This is a genomic window from Pseudomonas sp. Sample_20 (genome assembly GCF_004307585.1).
Classification (GTDB): Bacteria; Pseudomonadota; Gammaproteobacteria; order Pseudomonadales; family Pseudomonadaceae; genus Aquipseudomonas; species Aquipseudomonas atacamensis.
The window spans coordinates 389,316-413,070 of record NZ_RCOA01000020.1 but is presented as its reverse complement, the minus strand read 5'-3'; the positions used below and the strand labels follow the sequence as shown (position 1 = coordinate 413,070).

General features: G+C 61.0%; 25 protein-coding genes and 1 other RNA gene. 12 read left to right on the top strand and 14 right to left on the bottom strand.

The features are described from left to right. Positions 1 to 7: 7 nt before the first annotated feature. From D8U70_RS05605 to D8U70_RS05590, 4 genes are read right to left on the bottom strand one after another with little or no spacing between them, the layout of a single operon-like run. The gene (locus tag D8U70_RS05605) at positions 8 to 493 is read right to left on the bottom strand and encodes a DUF4442 domain-containing protein (protein WP_130928450.1); all 486 of its coding nucleotides are present in this window, start codon (positions 491 to 493) and stop codon (positions 8 to 10) included. Then, a complete protein-coding gene (ubiH, locus tag D8U70_RS05600; RefSeq protein ID WP_073470979.1) occupies positions 486 to 1,673 on the bottom strand; it encodes a 2-octaprenyl-6-methoxyphenyl hydroxylase in 1,188 nt (395 codons plus the stop codon). The genes D8U70_RS05605 and ubiH overlap by 8 nt, the downstream gene beginning before the upstream one ends. Next, complete coding sequence (gene pepP, locus D8U70_RS05595) at positions 1,670 to 3,004, bottom strand: Xaa-Pro aminopeptidase (RefSeq protein WP_130928449.1); 1,335 nt, start codon at positions 3,002 to 3,004, stop codon at positions 1,670 to 1,672. The genes ubiH and pepP overlap by 4 nt, the downstream gene beginning before the upstream one ends. A 27-nt stretch (positions 3,005 to 3,031) precedes the next feature. Further along, a complete protein-coding gene (locus tag D8U70_RS05590) occupies positions 3,032 to 3,592 on the bottom strand; it encodes a YecA family protein (protein ID WP_130928448.1) in 561 nt (186 codons plus the stop codon). Positions 3,593 to 3,717: 125 nt separating this feature from the next. Between D8U70_RS05590 and D8U70_RS05585 the strand changes: the two genes are divergently transcribed. The 4 genes from D8U70_RS05585 to D8U70_RS05570 all read left to right on the top strand — a co-directional run bounded on the left by D8U70_RS05585 (position 3,718) and on the right by D8U70_RS05570 (position 5,136). Next, the gene (locus D8U70_RS05585; protein ID WP_007911197.1) at positions 3,718 to 3,927 is read left to right on the top strand and encodes a TIGR02449 family protein; all 210 of its coding nucleotides are present in this window, start codon (positions 3,718 to 3,720) and stop codon (positions 3,925 to 3,927) included. Continuing rightward, a complete protein-coding gene (locus D8U70_RS05580; protein ID WP_016772632.1) occupies positions 3,924 to 4,241 on the top strand; it encodes a cell division protein ZapA in 318 nt (105 codons plus the stop codon). Before D8U70_RS05585 ends, D8U70_RS05580 begins: the two co-directional genes overlap by 4 nt. Before the next feature lie 30 nt (positions 4,242 to 4,271). Next, positions 4,272 to 4,450: non-coding RNA, 6S RNA (gene ssrS / locus D8U70_RS05575), on the top strand. 80 nt (positions 4,451 to 4,530) lie between these two features. Continuing rightward, positions 4,531 to 5,136 carry a 5-formyltetrahydrofolate cyclo-ligase gene (locus D8U70_RS05570; protein WP_016772631.1) on the top strand — a complete coding sequence of 202 codons (606 nt, stop codon included), beginning with the start codon at positions 4,531 to 4,533 and terminating at the stop codon, positions 5,134 to 5,136. Positions 5,137 to 5,171: 35 nt separating this feature from the next. Here D8U70_RS05570 and D8U70_RS27705 read toward each other — a convergent pair whose 3' ends face one another. Next, a complete protein-coding gene (locus tag D8U70_RS27705) occupies positions 5,172 to 5,327 on the bottom strand; it encodes a hypothetical protein (protein WP_024014743.1) in 156 nt (51 codons plus the stop codon). Positions 5,328 to 5,524: 197 nt separating this feature from the next. On the opposite strand from D8U70_RS27705, the gene D8U70_RS05565 reads away from it, so the two are divergent. Beyond that, on the top strand, positions 5,525 to 5,977 hold the full coding sequence (locus D8U70_RS05565; RefSeq protein ID WP_110644474.1) for an EVE domain-containing protein: 453 nt from the start codon (positions 5,525 to 5,527) through the stop codon (positions 5,975 to 5,977). Between the two features lie 113 nt (positions 5,978 to 6,090). On the opposite strand, the gene D8U70_RS05560 is transcribed toward D8U70_RS05565, so the two are convergent. Continuing rightward, positions 6,091 to 6,498: a flagellar basal body-associated protein FliL gene (locus D8U70_RS05560; RefSeq protein ID WP_056791694.1), complete on the bottom strand. Its 408-nt coding sequence runs from the start codon at positions 6,496 to 6,498 to the stop codon at positions 6,091 to 6,093. Positions 6,499 to 6,648: 150 nt separating this feature from the next. Here D8U70_RS05560 and D8U70_RS05555 point away from each other — a divergent pair, with 150 nt between their 5' ends. Continuing rightward, positions 6,649 to 7,626, top strand: coding sequence for an NADPH:quinone oxidoreductase family protein (locus D8U70_RS05555; RefSeq protein ID WP_130928447.1), 978 nt, complete (start codon positions 6,649 to 6,651; stop codon positions 7,624 to 7,626). A gap of 256 nt (positions 7,627 to 7,882) precedes the next feature. Next, positions 7,883 to 9,232 carry a glycerol-3-phosphate transporter gene (gene glpT, locus D8U70_RS05550; protein ID WP_024014747.1) on the top strand — a complete coding sequence of 450 codons (1,350 nt, stop codon included), beginning with the start codon at positions 7,883 to 7,885 and terminating at the stop codon, positions 9,230 to 9,232. Here the strand turns inward: glpT and D8U70_RS05545 are convergent. The 6 genes from D8U70_RS05545 to D8U70_RS05520 form a co-directional block, all read right to left on the bottom strand. Further along, positions 9,208 to 9,876, bottom strand: a complete 669-nt coding sequence (locus D8U70_RS05545) for a gamma-glutamylcyclotransferase (protein ID WP_024014748.1) — start codon at positions 9,874 to 9,876, stop codon at positions 9,208 to 9,210. The two genes, glpT and D8U70_RS05545, sit on opposite strands and share 25 nt — an antisense overlap. 184 nt (positions 9,877 to 10,060) lie before the next feature. Further along, positions 10,061 to 11,029: a CDP-6-deoxy-delta-3,4-glucoseen reductase gene (locus D8U70_RS05540; RefSeq protein ID WP_122506187.1), complete on the bottom strand. Its 969-nt coding sequence runs from the start codon at positions 11,027 to 11,029 to the stop codon at positions 10,061 to 10,063. Further along, positions 11,029 to 12,495, bottom strand: a complete 1,467-nt coding sequence (ubiD, locus tag D8U70_RS05535; protein WP_039757427.1) for a 4-hydroxy-3-polyprenylbenzoate decarboxylase — start codon at positions 12,493 to 12,495, stop codon at positions 11,029 to 11,031. The genes D8U70_RS05540 and ubiD overlap by 1 nt, the downstream gene beginning before the upstream one ends. Before the next feature lie 239 nt (positions 12,496 to 12,734). Then, positions 12,735 to 13,994, bottom strand: a complete 1,260-nt coding sequence (rho, locus tag D8U70_RS05530) for a transcription termination factor Rho (protein WP_003229334.1) — start codon at positions 13,992 to 13,994, stop codon at positions 12,735 to 12,737. Positions 13,995 to 14,243: 249 nt separating this feature from the next. Next, positions 14,244 to 14,573, bottom strand: coding sequence for a thioredoxin TrxA (gene trxA, locus D8U70_RS05525; RefSeq protein WP_003206727.1), 330 nt, complete (start codon positions 14,571 to 14,573; stop codon positions 14,244 to 14,246). Positions 14,574 to 14,693: 120 nt separating this feature from the next. After that, entirely contained in the window at positions 14,694 to 15,401 is a 708-nt protein-coding gene (locus D8U70_RS05520) for a FadR/GntR family transcriptional regulator (RefSeq protein ID WP_073471078.1), read from the bottom strand. 256 nt (positions 15,402 to 15,657) lie between these two features. On the opposite strand from D8U70_RS05520, the gene D8U70_RS05515 reads away from it, so the two are divergent. The 5 genes from D8U70_RS05515 (at position 15,658) to ppx (ending at position 20,231) form a co-directional block, all read left to right on the top strand. Beyond that, positions 15,658 to 16,443 (top strand): transporter substrate-binding domain-containing protein, encoded by a 786-nt coding sequence (locus D8U70_RS05515; RefSeq protein ID WP_016772623.1) that lies wholly within the window; start codon positions 15,658 to 15,660, stop codon positions 16,441 to 16,443. A 21-nt stretch (positions 16,444 to 16,464) separates the two neighbouring features. Continuing rightward, positions 16,465 to 17,133, top strand: a complete 669-nt coding sequence (locus tag D8U70_RS05510; protein ID WP_122612308.1) for an amino acid ABC transporter permease — start codon at positions 16,465 to 16,467, stop codon at positions 17,131 to 17,133. Beyond that, positions 17,130 to 17,780 (top strand): amino acid ABC transporter permease, encoded by a 651-nt coding sequence (locus D8U70_RS05505; protein ID WP_016772621.1) that lies wholly within the window; start codon positions 17,130 to 17,132, stop codon positions 17,778 to 17,780. The genes D8U70_RS05510 and D8U70_RS05505 overlap by 4 nt, the downstream gene beginning before the upstream one ends. After that, positions 17,767 to 18,504 (top strand): amino acid ABC transporter ATP-binding protein, encoded by a 738-nt coding sequence (locus D8U70_RS05500; protein WP_007911148.1) that lies wholly within the window; start codon positions 17,767 to 17,769, stop codon positions 18,502 to 18,504. The genes D8U70_RS05505 and D8U70_RS05500 overlap by 14 nt, the downstream gene beginning before the upstream one ends. 224 nt (positions 18,505 to 18,728) lie before the next feature. After that, complete coding sequence (gene ppx, locus D8U70_RS05490; protein WP_041476907.1) at positions 18,729 to 20,231, top strand: exopolyphosphatase; 1,503 nt, start codon at positions 18,729 to 18,731, stop codon at positions 20,229 to 20,231. A 170-nt stretch (positions 20,232 to 20,401) separates the two neighbouring features. Here ppx and ppk1 read toward each other — a convergent pair whose 3' ends face one another. Further along, a complete protein-coding gene (gene ppk1, locus D8U70_RS05485) occupies positions 20,402 to 22,627 on the bottom strand; it encodes a polyphosphate kinase 1 (protein ID WP_016772619.1) in 2,226 nt (741 codons plus the stop codon). 18 nt (positions 22,628 to 22,645) lie between these two features. After that, positions 22,646 to 23,659, bottom strand: coding sequence for a porphobilinogen synthase (gene hemB / locus D8U70_RS05480; RefSeq protein WP_041476908.1), 1,014 nt, complete (start codon positions 23,657 to 23,659; stop codon positions 22,646 to 22,648). Between the last annotated feature and the right edge of the window lie 96 nt (positions 23,660 to 23,755).

The following is a 23,755-nucleotide window of genomic DNA, read 5'->3' as shown; positions in this document are numbered from 1 at the left end:
CCATGCTTTAGGCCTGTCTCGCTTGCGGCTTGAGCCGCACGTAAAGGGTTTTACCGACCCGCGCCACGAGGTTGCCGGCGCCGTCATGAATGTCGACCTGCAACTGCGGCAGGTATTTATCGCCGTTGGCGGTCTGCCGGCGGATCTCGTCGAGCAGAGTCTGGTCGATGTTGAACCGGGCGAACACCGGGCCTTTGCCCGGCGCAATGAAATCGATGTCGGCGGCCTTGTCCCAGACGATGTACTTCGGACCGAGGTTTTCCATGAGCATCAACATGAAGAACGGGTCGACCATCGAATACAGACTGCCGCCAAACTGGGTGCCGACGTAGTTGCGGTTGTACCAGCCCAAACCCATGGACACCTGCACATCGCGAAAGTCGTCACTGATGTGCGGAACGCGCACTCCGGCGCCGAGATACGGTGGGTAGAAGGTCATTACCCAGCGCATCAACCGCGCCTTGCCGAATTTTTTGCTCAGCCACTCAAGCATCCGGACGGGTTCCCAGGCCCATCGCCTGCCGGGCGAACCAGCGCTTGGCTGGCGGCAGCAGGTCGAGGCCGAGCAGGCCGAGATTGCGCCCCAGCGACACCAGCGGCTGGGTGCTGCCGAACAGGCGCGTGACCTGATCGGAGAAGCCCACCGTCAGGTCCTGATCGAGGCGCTGCCGTTCGCGATAGGCTTGCAACGTGGCGAAGTCGCCCAGCGGCTTGTCGCTGGCCAGCAGCGCGGCAGCCAAGGCATCGGCGTCACGCAGCGAAAGGTTGAAGCCCTGGCCGGCGATCGGGTGCAGGCTGTGTGCGGCGTTGCCGAGCACGGCCAGATGCGAGCGCACCTGTTCTTCAGCTTCGATCAGTGACAGCGGATAAAGATGCCGTGCGCCGACCTGTTTCAAAGTGCCGAGGCGGTAACCGAACACGCCTTGCAGCTCGCGGAGAAAATCACGCTCGCTCAATTCAGTCAGACGCTGCGCGTCCATGCCCAGCCGCGTCCACACCAATGCGCAGCGATTGTCCGGCAGCGGCAGCAGGGCCATCGGCCCCTCATCGGTAAAGCGCTCGAAGGCCATGCCGTTGTGCGCTTCGCTCGGGGTGATGTTGGCGATCAGCGCGCTCTGGTTGTACGGGCGCGTGCGCACGTTGATGCCCAACTGTTCGCGCAACCCGGAGCGGCCGCCATCGGCGAGTACCGCGAGATCGCATTCCAGTGTGGTTTCGTCGTTGAGGGTCAGGCGGTAGCCATCGGCCAACGGTTCCATGCGCGTGACTTCCGCCGGGCAGCGCCACGTGATCACGTCTTTGTCGAGGTGCTGCCACAGGCACTGGCCGAGCCAGGCGTTTTCCACCACGTAACCGAGCGCTGGCACACCCTCTTCCATCGCCGACAAGCGCGCGGTGGAGAAGCGGCCACGGTCGGAGACGTGAATCTGTTTGATCGGCTCGGCGCGGCGGGAAATTTCCTGCCACACGCCCAGGCGCTGATAAATCTGCCGCGAGCCGAACGACAGCGCCGAAGAGCGGGCGTCGTAGCTCGGCTGCCAACTGTCGCCGGGGGCGAACGGTTCGATCAGGACGATCTTCCAGCCCTGCGCCTTGGCCCCGGCCTGCAACGCCAACGCCAGACTGGCGCCGACCAGACCGCCACCGATGATTGCCAGATTGACTCGACTCATGCTGCGTGTGTCCTTGCTTGTGCCATCAGCGCTTCGATCTCGGCGACGGTTTTCGGCACGCCGCTGGTGAGGATTTCACAACCGGATCGGGTCACGACCACGTCATCCTCGATGCGCACGCCAATGCCGCGCCATTTCTTCGCCACGTTCTGATTGTCCGCCGCGATGTAGATGCCCGGCTCCACGGTCAGCGCCATGCCGACCTCCAGCACGCGCCATTCGCCGCCGACCTTGTACTCGCCGACGTCATGCACGTCCATACCCAGCCAGTGGCCAGCGCGGTGCATATAAAAGGCCTTGTAGGCTTCGCTGGCGATCAACTCGTCAACCTCGCCCTGCAACAAGCCAAGCTTGACCAGACCTGCGGTGATCACCCGCACCGTGGCTTCGTGCGCCTGATTCCAGTGCTTATTGGGGGCGATCTCGGCGAATGCCGCTTCCTGCGAAGCCAGCACCAACTCGTAGATCGCCTTCTGCTCCGGCGAGAACTTGCCATTCACCGGCCACGTGCGGGTAATGTCGCTGGCGTAGCAATCAATCTCGCAACCGGCGTCGATCAACACCAGATCGCCGTCCTTGAGCAACGCGTCATTCTGCTGGTAATGCAGGATGCAGCTGTTGCGCCCGGCGGCGACGATCGAACCGTAGGCCGGCATCTTCGCCCCGCCCTTGCGGAATTCGTAATCCAGTTCGGCTTCGAGGCTGTATTCATACATCCCCGGACGACTGGCCTGCATCGCGCGGATATGCGCCTGCGCCGAAATCCGCGCGGCTTCGCGCATCACCTTCACTTCTGCCGCCGATTTATACAGGCGCATGTCGTGCAGCAGATGATCCAGGGCAACGAATTCATTCGGCGGCTGCGCGCCGAGGTGTGCCTTGGAACGGATCACGTTGATCCAGTCCATCAGGTGCCGATCAAATTCAGGGTTGCTGCCCATCGCCGAATACACCCGATCGCGGCCTTCGATCAGGCCCGGGAGGATGTCGTCGATGTCGGTAATCGGAAAAGCATCGTCGGCGCCGTACTCGCGGATCGCGCCTTCCTGCCCTGCGCGCAGGCCATCCCACAATTCGCGTTCGGCGTTGCGTTCACGGCAGAACAGGATGTACTCGCCGTGCTCGCGGCCGGGCATCAGGACGATGACGGCTTGTGGCTCGGGGAAACCGCTGAGGTACTGGAAGTCGCTGTCCTGACGATAGACGTGCTCGACGTCGCGGTTGCGGATTGCCACCGCGGCGGCGGGCAGGATCGCGATGCTGTTGGGTTCCATCTGCGCCATCAGGGCCTTGCGGCGACGGCTGTATTCCGCTTTGGGGATATGGGTCATGGGCAGATGGCTTTCCCTGGCACGCGATTAATGCAGCGAAGGTTTGGCGGCTGGCGGCACATCGGACTTCTTGGTTTCCGAGAACAGCAGCAACGGCGCGACGCGCAGGTATTCCATGACTTCCATGTAGTCGGATTCGCCGTCATCGGATTCTTCCAGCGCGTCCTGCACCTGGGAAATGGCTGCCAGATCCTGCAGCACTTCGGTGGCTTCAGTGCTGAGCATGCTGCTGTCGCGGCAGTTCAGGCCGAAACCGCTGAGGAAGCCCTGGCACCACTCGCCCAGTGCAGCAGCGCGGTCGGCCAGCGGTGCATCGTCGGTCGGCAGCAGCAGCACGACAGTGACGTCGTCGCCGGTCAGCTCGCCTTTGACCATCTCCTGCAGACCGATCAGGGCATTGCGGACGTTGTCCTGGATATCGCCTTCGAGCAGTTCGGCGGCGTCGATCAGCCAGCCTTCGTGATCGAAGCCGGCCCCGGCGCAACTGCGCCCGAGCAGCACGCCGTGCAGTTCGGCAGGCGAGACGTTGTGGCCGCTGGCAGTCAGCAGGGTGGCAAAGGCTTGGTACGGGGAATTCGCAATGGTCATGGGCAGCTAGGCGCCAGACGGCGCTATGTCTAGAATGAAGGCCTTGTATCCTACATCGACAGCCCCGCCAAGACCATTAAAGGCTGTCCGCCAGTTACCACCCATCAGACGAACACGTGGACCCAATGGAAGACACCGACCTGCAAGCGCTGATGGCCAGACTCGAACTGCTGATTGGCCGAGTCGAGCAACTTAAGAGTCAAAACGCACTCTTACTAGCTCAGGAAAAAACCTGGCGCGAGGAACGCGCTCACCTCATTGAAAAAAACGAAATCGCCCGGCGTAAGGTCGAATCGATGATTTCGCGCCTCAAGGCCCTGGAGCAAGACTCATGAGTTCAAGCAATAGCGTTACCGTGCAGATCCTCGACAAAGAGTATTCGATCATCTGCCCGCCGGAAGAACGCAGCAATCTGGTCAGCGCCGCCCGCTACCTGGACGGCAAGATGCGCGAGATCCGCAGCAGCGGCAAAGTCATCGGTGCCGACCGCATTGCCGTGATGGCCGCGCTGAACATCACCCACGACCTGTTGCACAAAGAAGAGCGCCCGGACATCCAGGCCAGCGGTTCGACCCGCGAACAGGTGCGCGACTTGCTCGATCGTGTCGATCTGGTCCTGGCCGACGATCAGAACACCGCCAAGGGCTGATTCGACTGACAGCTTGAGGTATACTCGCGGCACTCCCTGGGGTGCTTGCCAGTTGACGATGTCCCGGAGCCGATTCGCACTACCCTGGAAGTTGCACGTTGGGCTGGTGTGCATGTCCGCTAGACGGAAAGCCTTAAAGTCTACTGCTTCTTCCACCTTGAACTTTCGGGTTCAAGGGCTGAGTTGACAGCGGTTCATCCGGGGAGCCTGATTCGAATCCGATGTCGGTGTATGCCGACATCGGATTTTTTATGCGTACGTTTTTGCATCCACCTGCCGAAGCCGAACCATGACCGAACCCGCGCTGCTGCCCCGCCCGCAACTCCGCCGCCTGCTGCGCAAGGCGCGCCGCGCACTGACGCCGGGCGAACAACGCCGGGCGGCCAAAGGCCTGTTCCGGCAATTGGCGCAAGACCCGCACTTTCGCCGGGCGAAACATATCTCTCTGTATTTGCCCACCGACGGTGAAATCGATCCGCGCCTGCTGCTGCGCGAAGCCCAGCGTCGTGGCAAGGCGACTTATCTGCCGGTACTCAGCGCGTGGCCACGAACGAAAATGGTCTTCCAGCGCATCCGCCCCGGCGAAAAGCTCACGCCCAATCGCTTCCGCATCCTCGAGCCCCGGGCCAATCTGGCTCGGCAACGCAAGGTCTGGGCGCTGGATCTGGTGCTGTTGCCGCTGGTGGGGTTTGACGATGTCGGCGGGCGCCTGGGCATGGGCGGCGGATTTTATGATCGCAGCCTCGCCTATCTGGCCCGGCGCAAGAACTGGCGCAAGCCGACGCTGCTGGGCCTGGCCCATGAGTGTCAGAAGGTCGAGCGTTTAGCGCAGGCGAGTTGGGATGTGCCGTTACAAGGCACGGTTACCGACAAGGCGTGGTATTTCGCAGAGTAGACGCCGCATGGAACAGCGGCGTCGAAGAGACAGGTTCAGCGTTTGAAAGCGGTCGACTGTTGCACCTGTTGCGCCACTTCAATCGGCGCGTCGGTCTTGTTCGCCCACAGGCTCTGCGCGTAACCGGTGGTCACCACGCCCAGGCCAAACAAAATTACCAAAGTCCATAGCAAATCCGGTTTGCGTTTCATCGATTGCCCCCCTCAAGGCACATCATCACGATGACAGCAGCGGTTTCCGTTCGTAGGCCGTGCAGCAGCGTCAAGCTTTAAAGGCCGGCATTTTGCGGCAACGTGAACCTGTGCGCAAACGCTGACGTCAACCGACTGTCGGTTTGTCATAAAATTGCCCGACAACCTGCCCAATGACCGCTTCAGGAGCACACGACATGGCCTACTGGCTGATGAAATCAGAGCCCGACGAACTCTCGATCAAGGGTCTGGAAAAGCTCGGCAAGGCGCGCTGGGACGGGGTTCGCAATTATCAGGCGCGCAATTTCCTGCGGGCGATGGCCGTTGGTGACGAGTTCTTTTTCTACCATTCCAGCTGCCCCGAGCCGGGGATTGCCGGAATTGGCAAAATTATCGAAGCAGCGTATCCCGATCCGACGGCGCTGGAGCCCGACAGCCATTACTTCGATCCGAAGGCTACTGCAGAAAAAAATGCCTGGAGCGCGATCGATGTCGAGCATGTCGAGACGTTCAAACGGGTGTTGAAGCTCGATTATCTGAAGCAGCAGACGGCGCTGGCGGAGCTGCCGCTGGTGCACAAGGGCTCGCGGTTGTCGGTGATGCCGGTGACGGCGGAGCAGTGGGCGGCAGTCATCGCGCTCAAACCCTGATTCATTTTTGCCTGATAAATAGCTTTCGCGAGCAGGCTCGCTCCCACAGGAACATGCAGTCCAATGTGGGAGTGAGCCTGCTCGCGAAGAGGCCTGCCCGGACAGCGAATGACTTACTGAATGATCAGGTTGTTGAACAACAGATCCTCAACAACAGGCTTGCCGGTCTCGTCATTCATGACCTGCTGGGTCTGCTTCAACGCTTCCTGACGCAGCTTTTCCTTGCCCTCGATGCTGCCCATCGCCTCGGTCGACTGCTGAGTGAACAACGCCACCAGCTGATTGCGGATCAGCGGCTCGTTGGCCTTGACCAGTTTGGTCGCCTCCTCACCAGTCACACGCAATGCCACATCGGCCTTGTAGACCTTGAGCTTGGCGGTGCCGTCCAGGCCATAGTTGCCGACGAACGGCGGGCTCAGGGTGATGTAATTGACCTTCGGCGCCTCGCCTTCTTTGGCTTCTTCGGCCAGTGCTGCCACAGGCAGAGACAGGGCCAGCAACAACATGATCCACGCTTTCACAATTCGCTCCTTATCCGGTTTGCGGCCTAGCATAACGACCCGCCGCGCAAGCACAAGCTTATGGCTGACTATCAGGGCCGGGCATGCTCGTTGACCCGTTGATTCACACACCTACACTTATCGGCCATCACTCCCAAAGGAATAGCCCTGATGAAAGCCGTGCTGTGCAAAGCCTTCGGCCCTGCCGAATCGCTGGTGCTGGAAGACGTCGCCAGTCCTGTCGCCAAGAAGAATGAAATCCTGCTGGACGTGCACGCTGCCGGAGTCAATTTCCCGGACACGCTGATCATCGAGGGCAAGTACCAGTTCAAACCGCCCTTCCCGTTTTCGCCGGGCGGTGAAGCGGCGGGCGTGGTGCGTGAAGTGGGGGAAAAGGTCAGCCATCTGAAAGTCGGCGACCGGGTCATGGCGTTGACCGGTTGGGGCAGTTTTGCCGAGCAGGTGGCGGTGCCGGGCTACAACGTGTTGCCGATTCCACCGTCGATGGACTTCAACATTGCCGCTGCATTCAGCATGACCTACGGCACGTCGATGCACGCACTCAAGCAACGCGCCCAACTGCAACCGGGCGAAACCCTGCTGGTGCTCGGCGCGTCGGGCGGCGTCGGCCTCGCCGCGGTGGAGATCGGCAAAGCCATGGGCGCCCGCGTGATCGCCGCCGCCAGCAGCGCCGAAAAACTCGCGGTGGCCAAGGCTGCCGGCGCCGATGAGCTGATCAACTACAGCGAAGCCAGCCTCAAGGAGGAGATCAAACGCCTCACCGACGGCCAGGGCGCCGACGTGATCTACGACCCGGTCGGCGGCGACCTGTTCGACCAGGCCATCCGCGCCATCGCCTGGAACGGTCGCCTGCTGGTGATCGGCTTCGCCAGCGGACGCATCCCGGAACTGCCGGTCAACCTCGCCCTGCTCAAAGGCGCGGCGGTACTCGGCGTGTTCTGGGGCTCCTTTGCCCAACGCCAGCCCCAGGACAACGCAGCCAACTTCCAGCAGCTGTTCGCCTGGTTTGCCGAGGGCAAGCTGAAACCTCTGGTATCGCAGGTGTATCCGCTGAGCAATGCGGCGCAGGCGATCGATGATCTCGGCCAGCGCAAGGCTGTGGGCAAGGTTGTTGTTCAGGTTCGTTAAAACATGGAGCGATCCGGAGCAACCATCCGGATCGCTTTAACGCTGAGATCCGCCTCGCCAATACGTTAAACCGCAGAAACCCACCCGAGCCACCATCCCCTCAGCGCCGCCTTCTTATCTCAGAGCGACATGTTCATAAAGGAACGCTCATCTGCCCAAATTTCCGCTGTTTTGCCGACGTGAAGCGATGCTATTTTCGGTAACGAAACTGTAACATTCGCATCCGCAGTCAAAACAAGAAAACTGGAGCTCTTGAATGTTTGCTTTCTTTCGTCCTGCCGCACATCAGGCTCCATTGCCTGAAGAAAAAATAGACAGCACCTACCGCCGCCTGCGCTGGCAGATCTTCGCCGGTATCTTTATCGGCTACGCCGGTTACTACCTGCTGCGCAAGAACTTCTCCCTGGCCATGCCGTACCTGATCGATGAAGGCTACAGCCGTGGCGACCTTGGTCTGGCGATGTCGGCGATCGCCATCGCTTACGGTTTGTCGAAGTTCCTCATGGGCCTGGTGTCCGACCGTTCCAACCCGCGCTTCTTCCTGCCGTTCGGTCTGCTGGTCTCGGCCGGGGTGATGTTCATTTTCGGTTTCGCGCCGTGGGCAACGTCCAGCGTGACGATGATGTTCATTCTCCTGTTCATCAACGGCTGGGCGCAGGGCATGGGCTGGCCGCCGAGCGGGCGGACCATGGTGCACTGGTGGTCGCAGAAGGAACGCGGCGGCGTGGTGTCGGTGTGGAACGTAGCGCATAACGTCGGCGGCGGTCTGATCGGCCCGCTGTTCCTGATCGGCATGGGCCTGTTCAATGACTGGCATGCGGCGTTTTACGTCCCGGCAGCGGTCGCGCTGGGCGTGGCGGTATTCGCCTTCATCACCATGCGCGACACCCCGCAATCGGTCGGCCTGCCGCCGATCGAGCAGTACAAGAACGACTACCCGGAAGGCTACGACGCCAGCCACGAAGACGAATTCAGCGCCAAGGAAATCTTCGTCAAATACGTGCTGCGCAACAAAATGCTCTGGTACATCGCTCTGGCCAACGTTTTCGTCTACTTGCTGCGCTACGGCGTGCTGGACTGGGCGCCGACGTACCTGAAGGAAGCCAAGGGCTTCACCGTGGATAAAACCTCGTGGGCCTATTTCTTCTACGAGTGGGCAGGCATCCCGGGCACGCTGCTGTGCGGCTGGATGTCGGACAAGATCTTCCGTGGCAACCGTGGTCTGACCGGCATGGTGTTCATGGCCCTGGTGACTGTGGCGACTCTGGTGTACTGGCTCAATCCGGCCGGCAATCCGATGGTCGACATGATCGCCCTGCTGTCGATCGGCTTCCTGATCTACGGCCCGGTGATGCTGATCGGCCTGCAAGCGCTGGAACTGGCGCCGAAGAAAGCCGCCGGTACTGCAGCGGGCTTCACCGGTCTGTTCGGTTATCTTGGGGGTTCGGTCGCGGCCAGTGCGGCGATGGGCTACACCGTTGACCACTTCGGCTGGGATGGCGGTTTCGTGCTGCTGGTCGGCGCTTGCCTGCTGGCGATGGCCTTCCTTGCGCCAACGCTGTGGCACAAGCAAGTCGCCAGTCAGAGCCGTGAAGCGGTCGCCTGATCGCTGTGTGATTTACAGCGCTTGAGCCGCGCCTCCAGATTTCGATCCGGCATGGCGTGGCTGCGCAGGGCGTGCGCGGTCTGCTCGACATAATCGCGAGTGGTGCCGTAACGCCCGCTGGCGCTGGCGAACACCTGGCTGAGCACATGATCCGGCAAGTTGCCGGCATAGCTCGGCAGGTGACGCTCCAGAACGAATCCCAAGGCCTGCACCTGAGTGCCATCTTCGAGCCGGCAATTGAGCCAGTGCGGGCGATACGAGGGAAACGGCATCTCGCGTTTCCACAGCGCATACAGCGCGGTATCGAGATTGTCTTCCGGCAAGCGGTAGGCAAAGCCACTGCATGAACCACCACGATCCAGACCGAACACCAGACCGGGCATTTCCGGGGTACCCCGATGCTCGTGGGACCACAGGTACAAGCCGCGATGATAGCCATGCACGCGACCGCGCATGCGCTCGACTGCCGTGCATTCCGGCCGCCAGATCAGCGAACCATAGGCGAACAGCCACACCGGCCCGCCCTTGTGGCGCGCCATGGTCGATTGCATGGAAGCGAGAAGTTGTTCGTGCGTCAGCTGCGGCCCAAGATCGAGCCGCGGAGGGTAAGCCAGGTTCAGAATTGCGTTTTCAATGGCGCTCATGGCGAATAGCGTTCAGCTCCCCGCGGGTGAAGAATTACTTAATAGAACGCACCGCTGTAACAATAAGGCACATATGTTTTAAGGCAAATTAAGTGCCACTGCTTAATTGCCTGATTGATATATAACCTAGCGGTATTTGCCTAATTAGATAAATACCAATCGGCTATATGCCAAGTTATAAGTATCAGGAGCGCGGCGCGTAGGCGAACACATCGGCGCGCATCTGATGCGCATCCATGCCCGCCTCGACCAGCGCGTCCAAGGTGCCGTAAACCATCGCTGGCGAACCGCTGGCATAGACGTGCAGCGCCTTCAGATCGGGGAAATCTTCGCAAACCGCCTCGTGCAGCATCCCGCAGCGCCCTTCCCAGCCGCACTGGTCGCTGACCACTTTGTGCAGGAACAGATTGGGCAGCTTCAGCCATTCATCCCAGTGCTCGATCTGATAAAAATCTTCCGGGCGGCGTACGCCCCAATACAGATGCACTGGATGCTTGAAGCCTTCGGCGCGGCAATGTTCGATCAGACTGTGAATCTGGCCCATGCCGGTGCCGGCGGCGATCAACACCAGCGGACCGTCGGGCAGCTCCGCAAGATGGGTGTCGCCAAAGGGCAGCTCGACACGCACCATCGGGTTGCGTTGCAGCTGCTCGATCAGGCTCAACGCACTGGTTTCGCGCGCCAGCACATGGATTTCCAGATCACGTCCGCCGTGGGGTGCCGAAGCCATGGAGAACGCCGACTTCTCACCGCTCTCGCGCTCGATCATCAAATATTGCCCGGCGTGATAGCGCGGCGGCTTGCCTGCTGGCGCACGCAGACGCACGCGCCAGGTGTCGCCGCCGACCTCGCGACACTCGATGACCTGACACGACAGGCTGCGCACCGGCAGTTCACCCAGCGCGAGCACGCCATCCCACAGCAGCACGCAGTCTTCCAGCGGTGCGGCGATGCAGGTGTAGAACTCGCCATGATCGTGGACTTTGCCGGCCTGCTCGACGCGGCCCTCGACCAGCAGCGCTGCACACACGTGGCAATTGCCGTTGCGGCAGCTTTGCGGGCAGTCATAGCCCAGGCGCCGCGCACCGTCGAGAATCCGCTCACCGGGTTGGATCTCGAGCACGGCTCCGGAAGGCTGCAGGGTTACACGCATCAATCTATTCCTAACTGATTCCAGATGGCATCGATCCGTTGGGTGACGGCGTCGTCCTTGACGATCACGCGGCCCCACTCGCGAGTGGTTTCGCCCGGCCACTTGTGGGTGGCATCCAGGCCCATTTTCGAGCCCAGGCCGGAAATCGGCGAAGCGAAGTCGAGGTAGTCGATCGGCGTGTTGTCGATCATCACCGTGTCGCGCTTGGGGTCCATGCGCGTGGTGATGGCCCAGATCACGTCGTTCCAGTCCCGTGCGTTGATATCGTCGTCAGTGACGATAACGAACTTGGTGTACATGAACTGTCGCAAAAACGACCAGACGCCGAGCATCACGCGCTTGGCATGCCCCGGATACGACTTCTTCATCGTCACCACAGCCATGCGGTACGAGCAGCCTTCCGGCGGCAGGTAGAAGTCAGTGATCTCCGGGAACTGCTTCTGCAGAATCGGTACGAACACTTCGTTCAGCGCCACGCCGAGAATCGCCGGCTCATCCGGCGGCCGCCCGGTGTAGGTGCTGTGGTAGATCGGTTTGATCCGGTGGGTGATGCGCTCGACGGTGAACACCGGGAAGCTGTCGACTTCGTTGTAGTAACCGGTGTGGTCGCCATACGGGCCTTCGTCGGCCATTTCGCCGGGATGGATCACGCCTTCGAGGATGATTTCGGCGGTGGCCGGCACTTGCAGATCGTTGCCCCGGCACTTGACCAGTTCGGTGCGGTTACCGCGCAAGAGCCCTGCGAAAGCATATTCGGAGAGGCTGTCCGGCACCGGCGTCACGGCACCGAGAATCGTCGCCGGATCGGCGCCAAGGGCCACGGACACCGGGAACGGCTGGCCCGGGTGCTTCTCGCACCACTCGCGAAAATCGAGAGCACCGCCACGATGGCTGAGCCAGCGCATGATCACCTTGTTGCGGCCGATCACTTGCTGGCGGTAGATACCGAGGTTCTGGCGTTCCTTGTTCGGACCTTTGGTGACCGTCAGACCCCAGGTGATCAGCGGGCCGACGTCGCCGGGCCAGCAGGTCTGCACCGGCAACATCGCCAGATCGACGTCGTCGCCTTCGATGACCACTTCCTGGCACACCGCGTCTTTGACGACTTTCGGCGCCATCGAAATGATCTTGCGGAAGATCGGCAGTTTCGACCAGGCGTCCTTCAAGCCCTTCGGCGGCTCCGGCTCCTTGAGAAAGGCCAGCAGCTTGCCGATTTCGCGCAGTTCGCTGACCGACTCGGCGCCCATGCCCATGGCCACGCGCTCGGGCGTGCCGAACAGGTTGCCGAGCACCGGAATGTCGTAACCGGTAGGCTTCTCGAACAACAGTGCCGGGCCTTTGGCCCGCAGCGTGCGGTCGCACACCTCAGTCATCTCCAGCACCGGCGAGACGGGAATCTGGATGCGTTTCAACTCTCCGCGCTGCTCAAGCTGCTGCACGAAATCCCGAAGATCCTTGAATTTCATTGACGATGGCACCCTCAAAATAGGCGTACATCCTACCTGCTCTGAGGGGCAAACAGCAGCCCGTCATTGCTCGATTGTGGCCCCCGCGCTGCGGCGAAGGGGCAAGCCTGGGACTCAGCAGTGCGCTGCCGACGCCGCAAAATCGGCCCATCAACAGATATCCGTGATGGGCGCGAGATTTTTCGGGGCAAAAAAAAACGCCCCCTTGCGGGAGCGTCCTTTGTTGAAACGCCAGCGTATTACTTGCGTTTCATCGACAAGAAGAACTCGTCGTTGGTCTTGGTCGTCTTCAGCTTGTCGACCAGGAACTCGATGGCGGCCACTTCGTCCATCGGGTGCAGCAGCTTGCGCAGAATCCACATGCGCTGCAGTTCGTCGTCGGCGGTCAGCAACTCTTCGCGGCGGGTGCCGGAGCGGTTGATGTTGATGGCCGGGAACACACGCTTCTCGGCAATCTTGCGATCCAGAGGCAGTTCCATGTTGCCGGTACCCTTGAACTCTTCGTAGATCACTTCGTCCATCTTCGAGCCGGTTTCAACCAGCGCGGTGGCGATAATGGTCAGCGAGCCGCCTTCTTCGATGTTACGCGCGGCACCGAAGAAACGCTTCGGCTTCTCGAGGGCGTGGGCATCGACACCACCGGTCAATACCTTGCCGGAGCTCGGGATCACGGTGTTGTAGGCACGGGCCAGACGGGTGATGGAATCGAGCAGGATCACCACGTCTTTCTTGTGCTCGACCAGGCGTTTGGCCTTCTCGATCACCATTTCAGCAACCTGCACGTGACGGGTCGGCGGCTCGTCGAAGGTCGAGGCAACCACTTCGCCGCGCACGGTGCGCTGCATTTCGGTCACTTCTTCCGGACGCTCGTCGATCAACAGCACGATCAGGTGAACTTCAGGATTGTTACGGGCGATGTTCGCTGCGATGTTCTGCAGCATGATCGTTTTACCGGCTTTCGGCGGTGCGACGATCAGGCCACGCTGGCCTTTGCCGATCGGTGCGCACAGGTCGATCACGCGACCGGTCAAGTCTTCGGTGGAACCGTTGCCGGCTTCCATCTTCATGCGCACGGTCGGGAACAGCGGCGTCAGGTTCTCGAAGAGAATCTTGTTTTTCGCGTTCTCCGGACGATCGAAGTTGATCGTGTCGACCTTGAGCAGGGCGAAATACCGCTCGCCTTCCTTCGGAGGGCGGATCTTGCCAACGATGGTGTCACCGGTGCGCAAATTGAAGCGGCGGATCTGGCTCGGCGAGACGTAGATGTCGTCAGGGCCGGCGAGGTAGGAAGCGTCTGCGGAGCGCAGGAAGCCGAAGCCGTCCTGGAGAATCTCCAGCACGCCATCACCGGAGATTTCCTCGCCGCTTTTCGCGTGCTTTTTCAGCAGGGAGAAAATCACGTCCTGCTTGCGCGAACGGGCCATATTTTCTATGCCCATCTGTTCGGCCAATTCGAGCAGTTCGGTAATCGGCTTTTGCTTGAGTTCAGTCAGATTCATATAGGAATGACGTAATCATTTATGGAGGGGGGGGAAATTAAGCTTTTGGCTTAATGAGGCCGCGCCGCGGAGAAGGCGACAGGATCGCGAACTAATTCGAAAAGGAGTGCGTCGGCGACGGCTAGCAGGGGGCATTGGAGAAACCAGTGCGGGGCCGAATGTACCACCTGAGTTTCGGAGCGTCTAGCCCTGAATACGCAAAAAGCCCCGCGATTTGCGGGGCTTTTTTTCAGCGTTTTACTGCGACGCTCAGATGTTGGCGTCGAGGAACGCCGCCAGCTGCGACTTCGACAGTGCGCCGACCTTGGTCGCTTCAACGTTGCCGTTCTTGAACAGCATCAGCGTCGGGATACCACGCACGCCATGCTTGGCCGGGGTTTCCTGGTTTTCGTCGATGTTCAGTTTGGCGACGGTCAGCTTGCCTTTGTAAGTCTCGGCAATCTCGTCCAGAACCGGTGCGATCATTTTGCAAGGGCCGCACCATTCAGCCCAGTAGTCGACCAGGACAGCGCCTTCGGCCTTGAGTACGTCGGCTTCGAAGCTAGCGTCGCTAACGTGTTTGATCAGATCGCTGCTCATGGAATTCTCCAGGTTGTAAGCAAAAAAACGTGGCCCATCATAGCCGCCCTTCCCTTGTTCAGGAAGCCGCAGATGATTGAGTGTTGCTATGGCCCTTGATGAGTTTGGGTATAGCTCAAGTCACGCCGTGGCGGGAGCGATGAAGGCGATTCCGGTACGCAGGGCGGCGTTGCGCACGTGTTCCTGCATGGCTTTCTGCGCCGCCCCCGACGCGCGGCGCGCCAGGGCACGGAGGATCTTGCGATGTTCCTGCCAGGTTTCCATGGCGCGCTCGGCGCGGATGAACGGCAGTTTCTGGCTTTCGAGGAAGATCTCGGCGCTGGCGGTGAGAATGCTCAGCATCGCCTGATTACCGCTGGCAAGAAGGATGCGTCGGTGGAATTCGAAGTCGAGTTTCGCCGCTGCCTCAAAGTCGCCGAGCTTCAATTGCTCGCGCATGGCCGCAACGTTGTCTTCCAGCGCATCCAGATCGAACGTGCTCAACGTCACCGCCGCCAACCCTGCTGCAAACCCTTCGAGCGCATAGCGCAATTGAAAGATATCCAGCGGTGATGCCTGCGCCGCAAACGACCAGCCTGGCGCGTTGTCGCCGCGCGACAATTCGACCGGTGACTGCACGAACACGCCCTTGCCCGGCTGAATGCTGACCACGCCCAGTGCACTGAGCGACGACAGCGCTTCACGCAACGATGCCCGACTGACGCCCAGTTGCAGCGCCAGATCCCGTTGCGAAGGCAACGCATCGCCAGCGCCGAAGCCCTGTTCGGTGATCAGTTTGCGGATCGCTTGCAGCGCCACTTCGGGTACGGCGCGGGAGATCGAATTCATGATGTGCGGACGCGTCAGGGCCAAGGTGCGGCTAGTTGTAAAGCTATTCGTCGAGTCCGGCAAGTCGTGCCCCAGCGGGGTTCGGCGCGCACTGCCGATGCGCCATCGCAGTGCGAAAACCGAGTTGACTGTTCAGACCAGTAAGACCGAACGAAGCCGCTGATGCCGCGGCCTGCCGGGGCGAAATCCGCCTGTTGGCACGGCCCATGCTCTGTCCGATCGCAGCAACCACTTCCCGCCGATCCGGAGATTGTCCATGACCCAGCGTTACAGCGCCCTCCTCGCTTCCCTGTTTGCCGGCCTGCTGCTGTGCCAGGCCCCCGCTCACGCCGACGGTCTGGACGACGTGGTCAAACGCGGCACGCTGAAAGTCGCCGTGCCCCAGGACTTCCCGCCGTTCGGCTCGGTCGGCCCGGACATGAAACCGCGCGGCCTGGATATCGACACGGCGAAACTGCTCGCTGACCAACTCAAGGTCAAACTTGAACTGACCCCGGTCAACAGCACCAACCGCATCCCGTTCCTCACCACCGGCAAAGTCGATCTGGTGATTTCCAGCCTCGGCAAAAACGCAGAGCGCGAGAAAGTCATCGACTTCTCCCGCGCCTATGCGCCGTTCTACCTCGCCGTGTTCGGTCCGCCAGACGCTGCGATCACCAGCCTCGACGACCTCAAGGGCAAGACCATCAGCGTCACCCGGGGCGCCATCGAAGACATCGAGCTGAGCAAAGTCGCCCCCGAAGGCGTGACCATCAAACGTTTCGAAGACAACAACTCGACCATCGCTGCTTATCTGGCAGGCCAGGTCGATCTGATCGCCAGCGGCAACGTGGTGATGGTGGCCATCAGCGAGAAGAACCCCAAGCGCGTGCCGGCGCTGAAGGTGAAGCTCAAGGATTCGCCGGTCTACGTCGGTGTGAACAAGAACGAAGCGGCGTTGCTGGCCAAGGTCAACGACATCCTCAACACCGCCAAGGCTGACGGCGCGCTGGAAAAGAACTCGCAGACCTGGCTGAAAGAGCCGCTGCCGGCCGATCTCTGATCGACTGCGCGGGAGACGTTCATGGCTTATCAGTTCGATTTTTTGCCGGTGGTGGAAAACACCGACCTGCTGCTGCGCGGCGCACTGTTCACCCTTGAGCTGACCGCCATCGGCGCGCTGCTCGGGGTCGGCGTCGGGATTGTCGGGGCGCTGGTGCGGGCGTGGCAAATCCGCCCGTTCTCGGCGATCTTCGGCGTCTACGTCGAGTTGATCCGCAACACGCCGTTTCTGGTGCAACTGTTCTTCATCTTCTTCGGCCTGCCGTCGCTTGGCGTGCAGATTTCCGAGTGGCAGGCGGCAGTGCTGGCGATGGTGATCAACCTTGGCGCCTATTCGACCGAAATCATCCGCGCCGGCATCCAGGCGATTCCGCGCGGGCAGCTGGAAGCGGCTGCGGCACTGGCGATGACGCGCTTCGAAGCGTTCCGCCACGTCGTCCTGCTGCCGGCGCTGGGCAAGGTCTGGCCGGCGCTGAGCAGCCAGATCATCATCGTCATGCTCGGTTCGGCGGTGTGTTCGCAGATCGCCACGGAAGAATTGAGCTTCGCCGCCAACTTCATTCAGTCACGCAACTTCCGCGCCTTTGAAACCTATGCGCTGACCACCCTGATCTATCTGTGCATGGCGCTGCTGATCCGCCAGTTGCTCAACTGGTTCGGCCGCCGGTTCATTGCGAGGAGCAGCCAATGAGCGATTTCACTTTCTGGGACATCCTGCGCAACCTGCTCACCGGCCTGCAATGGACGCTGGCGCTGTCGCTGGTGGCATTCATCGGCGGCGGCCTCGTCGGCCTGCTGATTCTGGTGATGCGCATCTCCAAGAACACACTGCCCAGCAGCATCGCCCGCACCTGGATCGAGCTGTTTCAGGGCACGCCGCTGCTGATGCAGCTGTTTCTGGTGTTCTTCGGCGTGGCGCTGGCCGGGATCGAGATTTCGCCGTGGATGGCCGCCGCGATCGCTTTGACCTTGTTCACCAGCGCCTATCTGGCAGAGATCTGGCGCGGCTGCGTCGAGGCCATTCCCCACGGTCAGTGGGAAGCTTCGTCGAGCCTGGCGCTCAATCCGCTCGAGCAATTGCGCTACGTGATTCTGCCGCAAGCGCTGCGCATCGCCGTGGCGCCGACCGTAGGCTTCTCGGTGCAAGTGGTCAAAGGCACAGCGGTGACCTCGATCATCGGCTTCACCGAACTGACCAAGACCGGCGGCATGCTCGCCAACGCCACGTTCGAACCGTTCATGGTCTACGGCCTCGTCGCCCTCGGCTACTTCCTGCTCTGCTACCCCTTGTCCCTCAGTGCGCGCTACCTGGAAAGGAGACTGCATGCCTCTGCTTAGAATTTCCGCCCTGCATAAATACTACGGCGATCACCACGTACTCAAAGGCATCGATCTCAGCGTCGAGGAAGGCCAGGTCGTGGCGATCATCGGCCGCAGCGGCTCGGGCAAATCGACTCTGTTGCGCACACTCAACGGCCTGGAGTCGATCAACGACGGCGTGATCGAAGTCGACGGCGAATACCTCGACGCCGCCCGCGCTGATCTGCGCAGCCTGCGACAGAAGGTCGGCATGGTCTTCCAGCAGTTCAACCTGTTCCCGCACCTGACCGTCGGCGAAAACGTCATGCTCGCGCCGCAAGTGGTGCAGAAAGTACCCAAGGCCAAGGCAGCCGAACTGGCGCGGGAAATGCTCGAGCGAGTCGGGCTCGGGGAGAAATTCGATGCCTTTCCGGACCGCTTGTCCGGCGGTCAGCAGCAGCGGGTGGCGATCGCCCGGGCTTTGGCGATGTCGCCGAAGGTGTTGCTGTGCGATGAAATCACTTCGGCACTGGACCCGGAACTGGTCAATGAAGTGCTCAGCGTGGTGCGGCAGTTGGCCAAGGAAGGCATGACGCTGATCATGGTCACCCACGAGATGCGCTTTGCCCGGGAAGTCGGCGATAAATTGGTCTTCATGCACCATGGCAAGGTGCACGAGGTGGGCGATCCGAAGGTATTGTTTGCCAATCCGCAGACGGCGGAGCTGGCGAACTTTATTGGCACGGTGGAAGCGACAGCCTGAAAGGCCCTCTGTCCTGTTGATCGTTCCCACGCTCCGCGTGGGAATGCAGCCAGGGACGCTCCGCGTCCCAAAAGCGGACGCAGAGCGTCCGGTGAGGCATTCCCACGCGGAGCGTGGGAACGATCAGGTTCGGGGTGCGCGCTCCGGCGGTTTGAACCATGTGCGTTGGCGCCAGCGTTTGATCGTGGCACGATGTCGGGGTTATCGACCGAGACCCCCTGACCATGCCGCAATCCCAAGCCAAGAATCTGTCCCTGATCGCCGCAATCGACCTGGGCTCCAACAGCTTTCACATGGTCGTGGCCAAGGCCCAGAACGGCGAAATCCGCATCCTCGAGCGCCTCGGCGAGAAGGTGCAACTGGCCGCTGGCATCGACGATGCGCGCCAGCTCAACGAAGAATCGATGCAGCGCGGCCTCGATTGCCTCAAGCGCTTTGCGCAACTGATCAACGGTATGCCGCTCGGCGCCGTGCGCATCGTCGGCACCAACGCCCTGCGTGAAGCACGCAACCGTGGCGAGTTCATCCGCCGCGCCGAGGAAATCCTCGGCCACACGGTAGAAGTCATCTCCGGCCGTGAAGAAGCGCGCCTGATCTATCTCGGCGTTTCGCACACACTCGCCGACACCCCAGGCAAACGTTTGGTCGCCGACATCGGCGGCGGCAGTACCGAATTCATCATCGGCCAGCGCTTCGAGCCGCTGCTGCGCGAAAGCCTGCAAATGGGCTGCGTGAGTTTCACCCAGCGCTACTTCAAGGACGGCAAGATCACTCCGGCCCGCTACGCCCAGGCCTACACGGCGGCGCGCCTGGAAATCATGAGCATCGAGCACGCCCTGCATCGCCTGACCTGGGATGAAGCCATCGGCTCCTCCGGTACGATTCGCGCCATCGGCCTGGCCCTGAAGGCTGGCGGCCACGGCAGCGGCGAGGTCAACGCCGAAGGCCTGGCGTGGCTCAAGCGCAAACTGTTCAAGCTCGGCGACGCCGACAAGATCGATTTCGAAGGCATCAAGCCTGACCGCCGCGCGATCTTCCCGGCGGGCCTGGCGATTCTCGAAGCGATCTTCGACGCCCTCGAACTGCAACGCATGGATCATTGTGAAGGCGCGCTGCGTGAAGGCGTGCTCTACGACCTGCTCGGCCGCCATCATCACGAAGACGTGCGCGAACGCACCCTGACCTCGCTGATGGAGCGCTATCACGTCGATCTGGAACAAGCGGCGCGGGTCGAACGCAAGGCCCTGCACGCGTTCGATCAGGTCGCCGTCGACTGGGAACTGGATGACGGTATCTGGCGCGAACTGCTCGGCTGGGCGGCGAAAGTCCACGAAGTCGGCCTCGACATCGCGCACTATCACTACCACAAGCATGGCGCCTACCTGATCGAACACTCCGATCTGGCCGGCTTCTCCCGCGAGGATCAGCAGATGCTCGCGCTATTGGTGCGCGGGCACCGGCGCAATATTCCCAAGGACAAGTTCGCCGAATTCGGCGATGACGGCATCAAGCTGATTCGCCTGTGCGTGCTGCTGCGGTTCGCCATTCTGTTCCATCACATTCGTGGAACCCAGGCGATGCCGCAGGTGGCGCTGCATGCCAATGGCGACCATCTCGATGTGGAATTCCCGGAGAACTGGCTGGATGAAAATCAGCTGACCCAGGCGGATTTCGGGCTTGAGGCGGACTGGTTGACGCGGGTGGGGATTGTTCTCACGGTGCACTGACACTGATTGTGGCGAGGGGATTTATCCCCGCTGGCCTGCGCAGCAGGCCCGATTTTGACTCAAGGGGTCGCTTCGCGCCCAACGGGGATAAATCCCCTCGCCACAGGTCGGAATCAGTGCAGGTACAAAAAAGGCGATCCCGAGGGATCGCCTTTTTATTGGGCTGAAGGTCAGCTGCTCACCGGCAATATCGGGCTGCCCAACCGCTCCAGCAACGTCGCCTGCGCACTGCGCGGGTTCTGGTTGCCGGTTGGCGTGTTGCGAATGTAGCGGCCGTCCGATTGCAAACTCCAGCTGTGGGTGTTGTCGGTCAGGTACAGCTCCAGCTCCTTCTTGACGCGGGTCAGCAGCTTCTTGCCTTCCACCGGGAAGCAAGTCTCGACGCGCTTGTCGAGGTTGCGCTCCATCCAGTCGGCGCTGGAAAGGAACATCTGCTCGTCGCCGCCGTTGAGGAAGTAGAACACCCGCGTGTGCTCGAGGAAGCGGCCGATGATCGAGCGCACATGAATGTTGTGCGAAACCCCAGCGATGCCCGGACGCAGGCAGCACATGCCGCGCACCACCAGATCGATGCGCACGCCGGACTGGCTGGCCTTGTACAGCGCGCGGATGATCTTCGGATCGGTCAGCGAGTTGAACTTGGCGATGATGTGCGCCGGTTTGCCTTCGAGGGCGAACTGGGTTTCGCGGGCAATCATGTCGAGCATGCCCTTCTTCAGGGTGAACGGCGCATGCAGCAGCTTTTTCATGCGCAGCGTCTTGCCCATGCCGATCAACTGGCTGAACAGTTTGCCGACGTCTTCGCACAAAGCGTCGTCGGAGGTCAGCAGGCTGTAGTCGGTGTAGAGCTTGGCATTACCGGCGTGGTAGTTGCCGGTACCGAGGTGCGCGTAGCGGACGATTTCGCCAGCCTCACGGCGCAGGATCAGCATCATCTTGGCGTGGGTCTTGAAGCCGACCACGCCGTAGATCACCACTGCGCCCGCCGCTTGCAGACGGCTGGCCAGTTGCAGGTTGGATTCTTCGTCGAAGCGCGCGCGCAGCTCGATCACCGCAGTGACTTCCTTGCCGTTACGCGCGGCATCCACCAGCGCATCGACGATCTCGGAGTTGGCGCCGGAGCGGTACAGGGTTTGCCGTACGGCCAACACATGCGGGTCTTTCGCGGCCTGACGCAGCAGGTCGACCACCGGGGTGAACGACTCGAACGGGTGCAGCAGGAGGATGTCCTGCTTGCTGACCACACTGAAGATGTTTTCGCTGTTTTGCAGCAGTTTCGGGATCTGCGGGGTGAACGGCGTGTATTGCAGCTCCGGATGGCTGTCCAGACCGGTGATGCTGAACAGGCGCGTCAGGTTGACCGGGCCGTTGACTTGATACAGCTCGGTCTCGCTCAGGTTGAACTGCTTGAGCAGATAGTCCGAGAGGTGTTTCGGGCAAGTGTCGGCGACTTCCAGACGCACCGCGTCACCGTAGCGCCGCGAGAACAACTCGCCACGCAGAGCGCGGGCCAGGTCTTCGACGTCTTCGGAATCGAGCGCCAGGTCGGCGTTTCGGGTCAGACGGAACTGGTAGCAGCCTTTGACCTTCATGCCCTGGAACAGGTCATCGGCGTGGGCGTGGATCATCGACGACAGGAACACATAGTTGTCGCCGGCGCCGCCGACTTCTTCCGGCACCTTGATGATCCGGGGCAGCAGACGCGGCGCCGGAATGATCGCCAGACCGGAGTCGCGACCGAAGGCGTCGATACCTTCGAGCTCGACGATGAAGTTCAGGCTCTTGTTCACCAGCAACGGGAACGGGTGCGTCGGGTCGAGGCCGATCGGGGTGATGATCGGCGCGATCTCGTCGCGAAAATAGCGCCGGACCCAGGTCTTGAGCTTGGTCGTCCAGTTGCGCCGACGGATGAAGCGAACCTGATGCTTTTCCAGCTCCGGCAGCAGAATATCGTTAAGGATCGCGTACTGGCGGTCGACGTGACCGTGGACCAGCTCGCTGATCCGCGCCAGCGCCTGATGCGGCTGCAAGCCGTCAGCGCCGGCCTGTTCGCGGGCAAAAGTGATCTGCTTTTTCAGCCCGGCGACGCGGATCTCGAAGAATTCGTCGAGGTTGCTGGAGAAGATCAGCAGGAACTTCAGCCGCTCCAGCAACGGGTAGGACTCGTCCAGCGCCTGTTCCAGCACGCGGATGTTGAACTGCAATTGCGAAAGCTCGCGGTGGATGTACAGGCTGCTGTCATCCAGGCCGGGAATGGCGATCGCCGGTACCGCCACAGCGGTTTCGGCAACCGGCGCGGGTGGCGCAGGCTCCAGTTCCGGCGGGGTTTCGGTGATTTGCTCGACCACCGGCTGAGCTTCTTTTACGGCAACTTCAGTGAGTCCTTCGGTATTCATGGAATGTTCCTGGGAGGGCTATTTCTGCTCTCGTAACAATTGAGCGGCACGAACGGCAAAGTAAGTCAGGATGCCATCTGCACCGGCACGTTTAAAGGCGGTCAGTGACTCGAGGATCACCGCTTCGCTCAACCAGCCATTCTGGATAGCGGCCATGTGCATGGCGTATTCGCCACTGACCTGATAGACGAAGGTCGGCACCTTGAAGGCATCTTTGACGCGAAAAAGAATGTCCAGGTAGGGCATGCCCGGTTTGACCATGACCATGTCCGCACCTTCGGACAAGTCGGCACCGACTTCGTGCAGCGCTTCGTCGCTGTTGGCCGGGTCCATCTGATAAGAAGCCTTGTTGGCCTTGCCCAGGTTCGACGCCGAACCCACGGCATCGCGGAAAGGCCCGTAGTAGGCGCTGGCATACTTGGCCGAGTAGGCCATGATGCGCACGTTGACGTGACCGGCAATTTCCAGCGCCTCACGAATCGCCTGGATGCGACCGTCCATCATGTCCGATGGCGCCACCACCTGCGCGCCGGCTTCGGCGTGGGACAGCGCCTGACGCACCAGCGCATCGACAGTGATGTCGTTCTGCACGTAGCCGTCTTCGTCGAGAATGCCGTCCTGACCGTGGGTGGTGAACGGGTCCAGCGCGACGTCAGTGATCACGCCCAGCTCCGGGAAACGCTCGCGCAGGGCGCGAGTGGCGCGCTGGGCGATGCCTTCGGGATTCCAGGCTTCGGCGGCATCGAGGGATTTCAGCTCAGGCGGGGTGACCGGGAACAGAGCCAGCGCCGGAATGCCCAACTCGACCCATTTCGCCGCTTCTTCAAGCAGCAGATCAATGGTCAGTCGCTCGACGCCCGGCATCGAGGCCACGGCTTCGCGGCGGTTTTCACCGTCGAGCACGAACACCGGCAGGATCAGATCATCGACCGTCAATACGTTTTCACGCACCAGGCGCCGCGAAAAATCATCACGACGATTGCGGCGCAGACGAGTGGCTGGGAACAGACGATTGGCGGGGGTAAAGCTCACGGCAGACTCCTGAGCCCGGGCAAACGGGCGAGCGTGACAGTTATAGACGGCCATTATGACTAACAGATGACAGTTATGTGTGCTCTGTGACAGGTA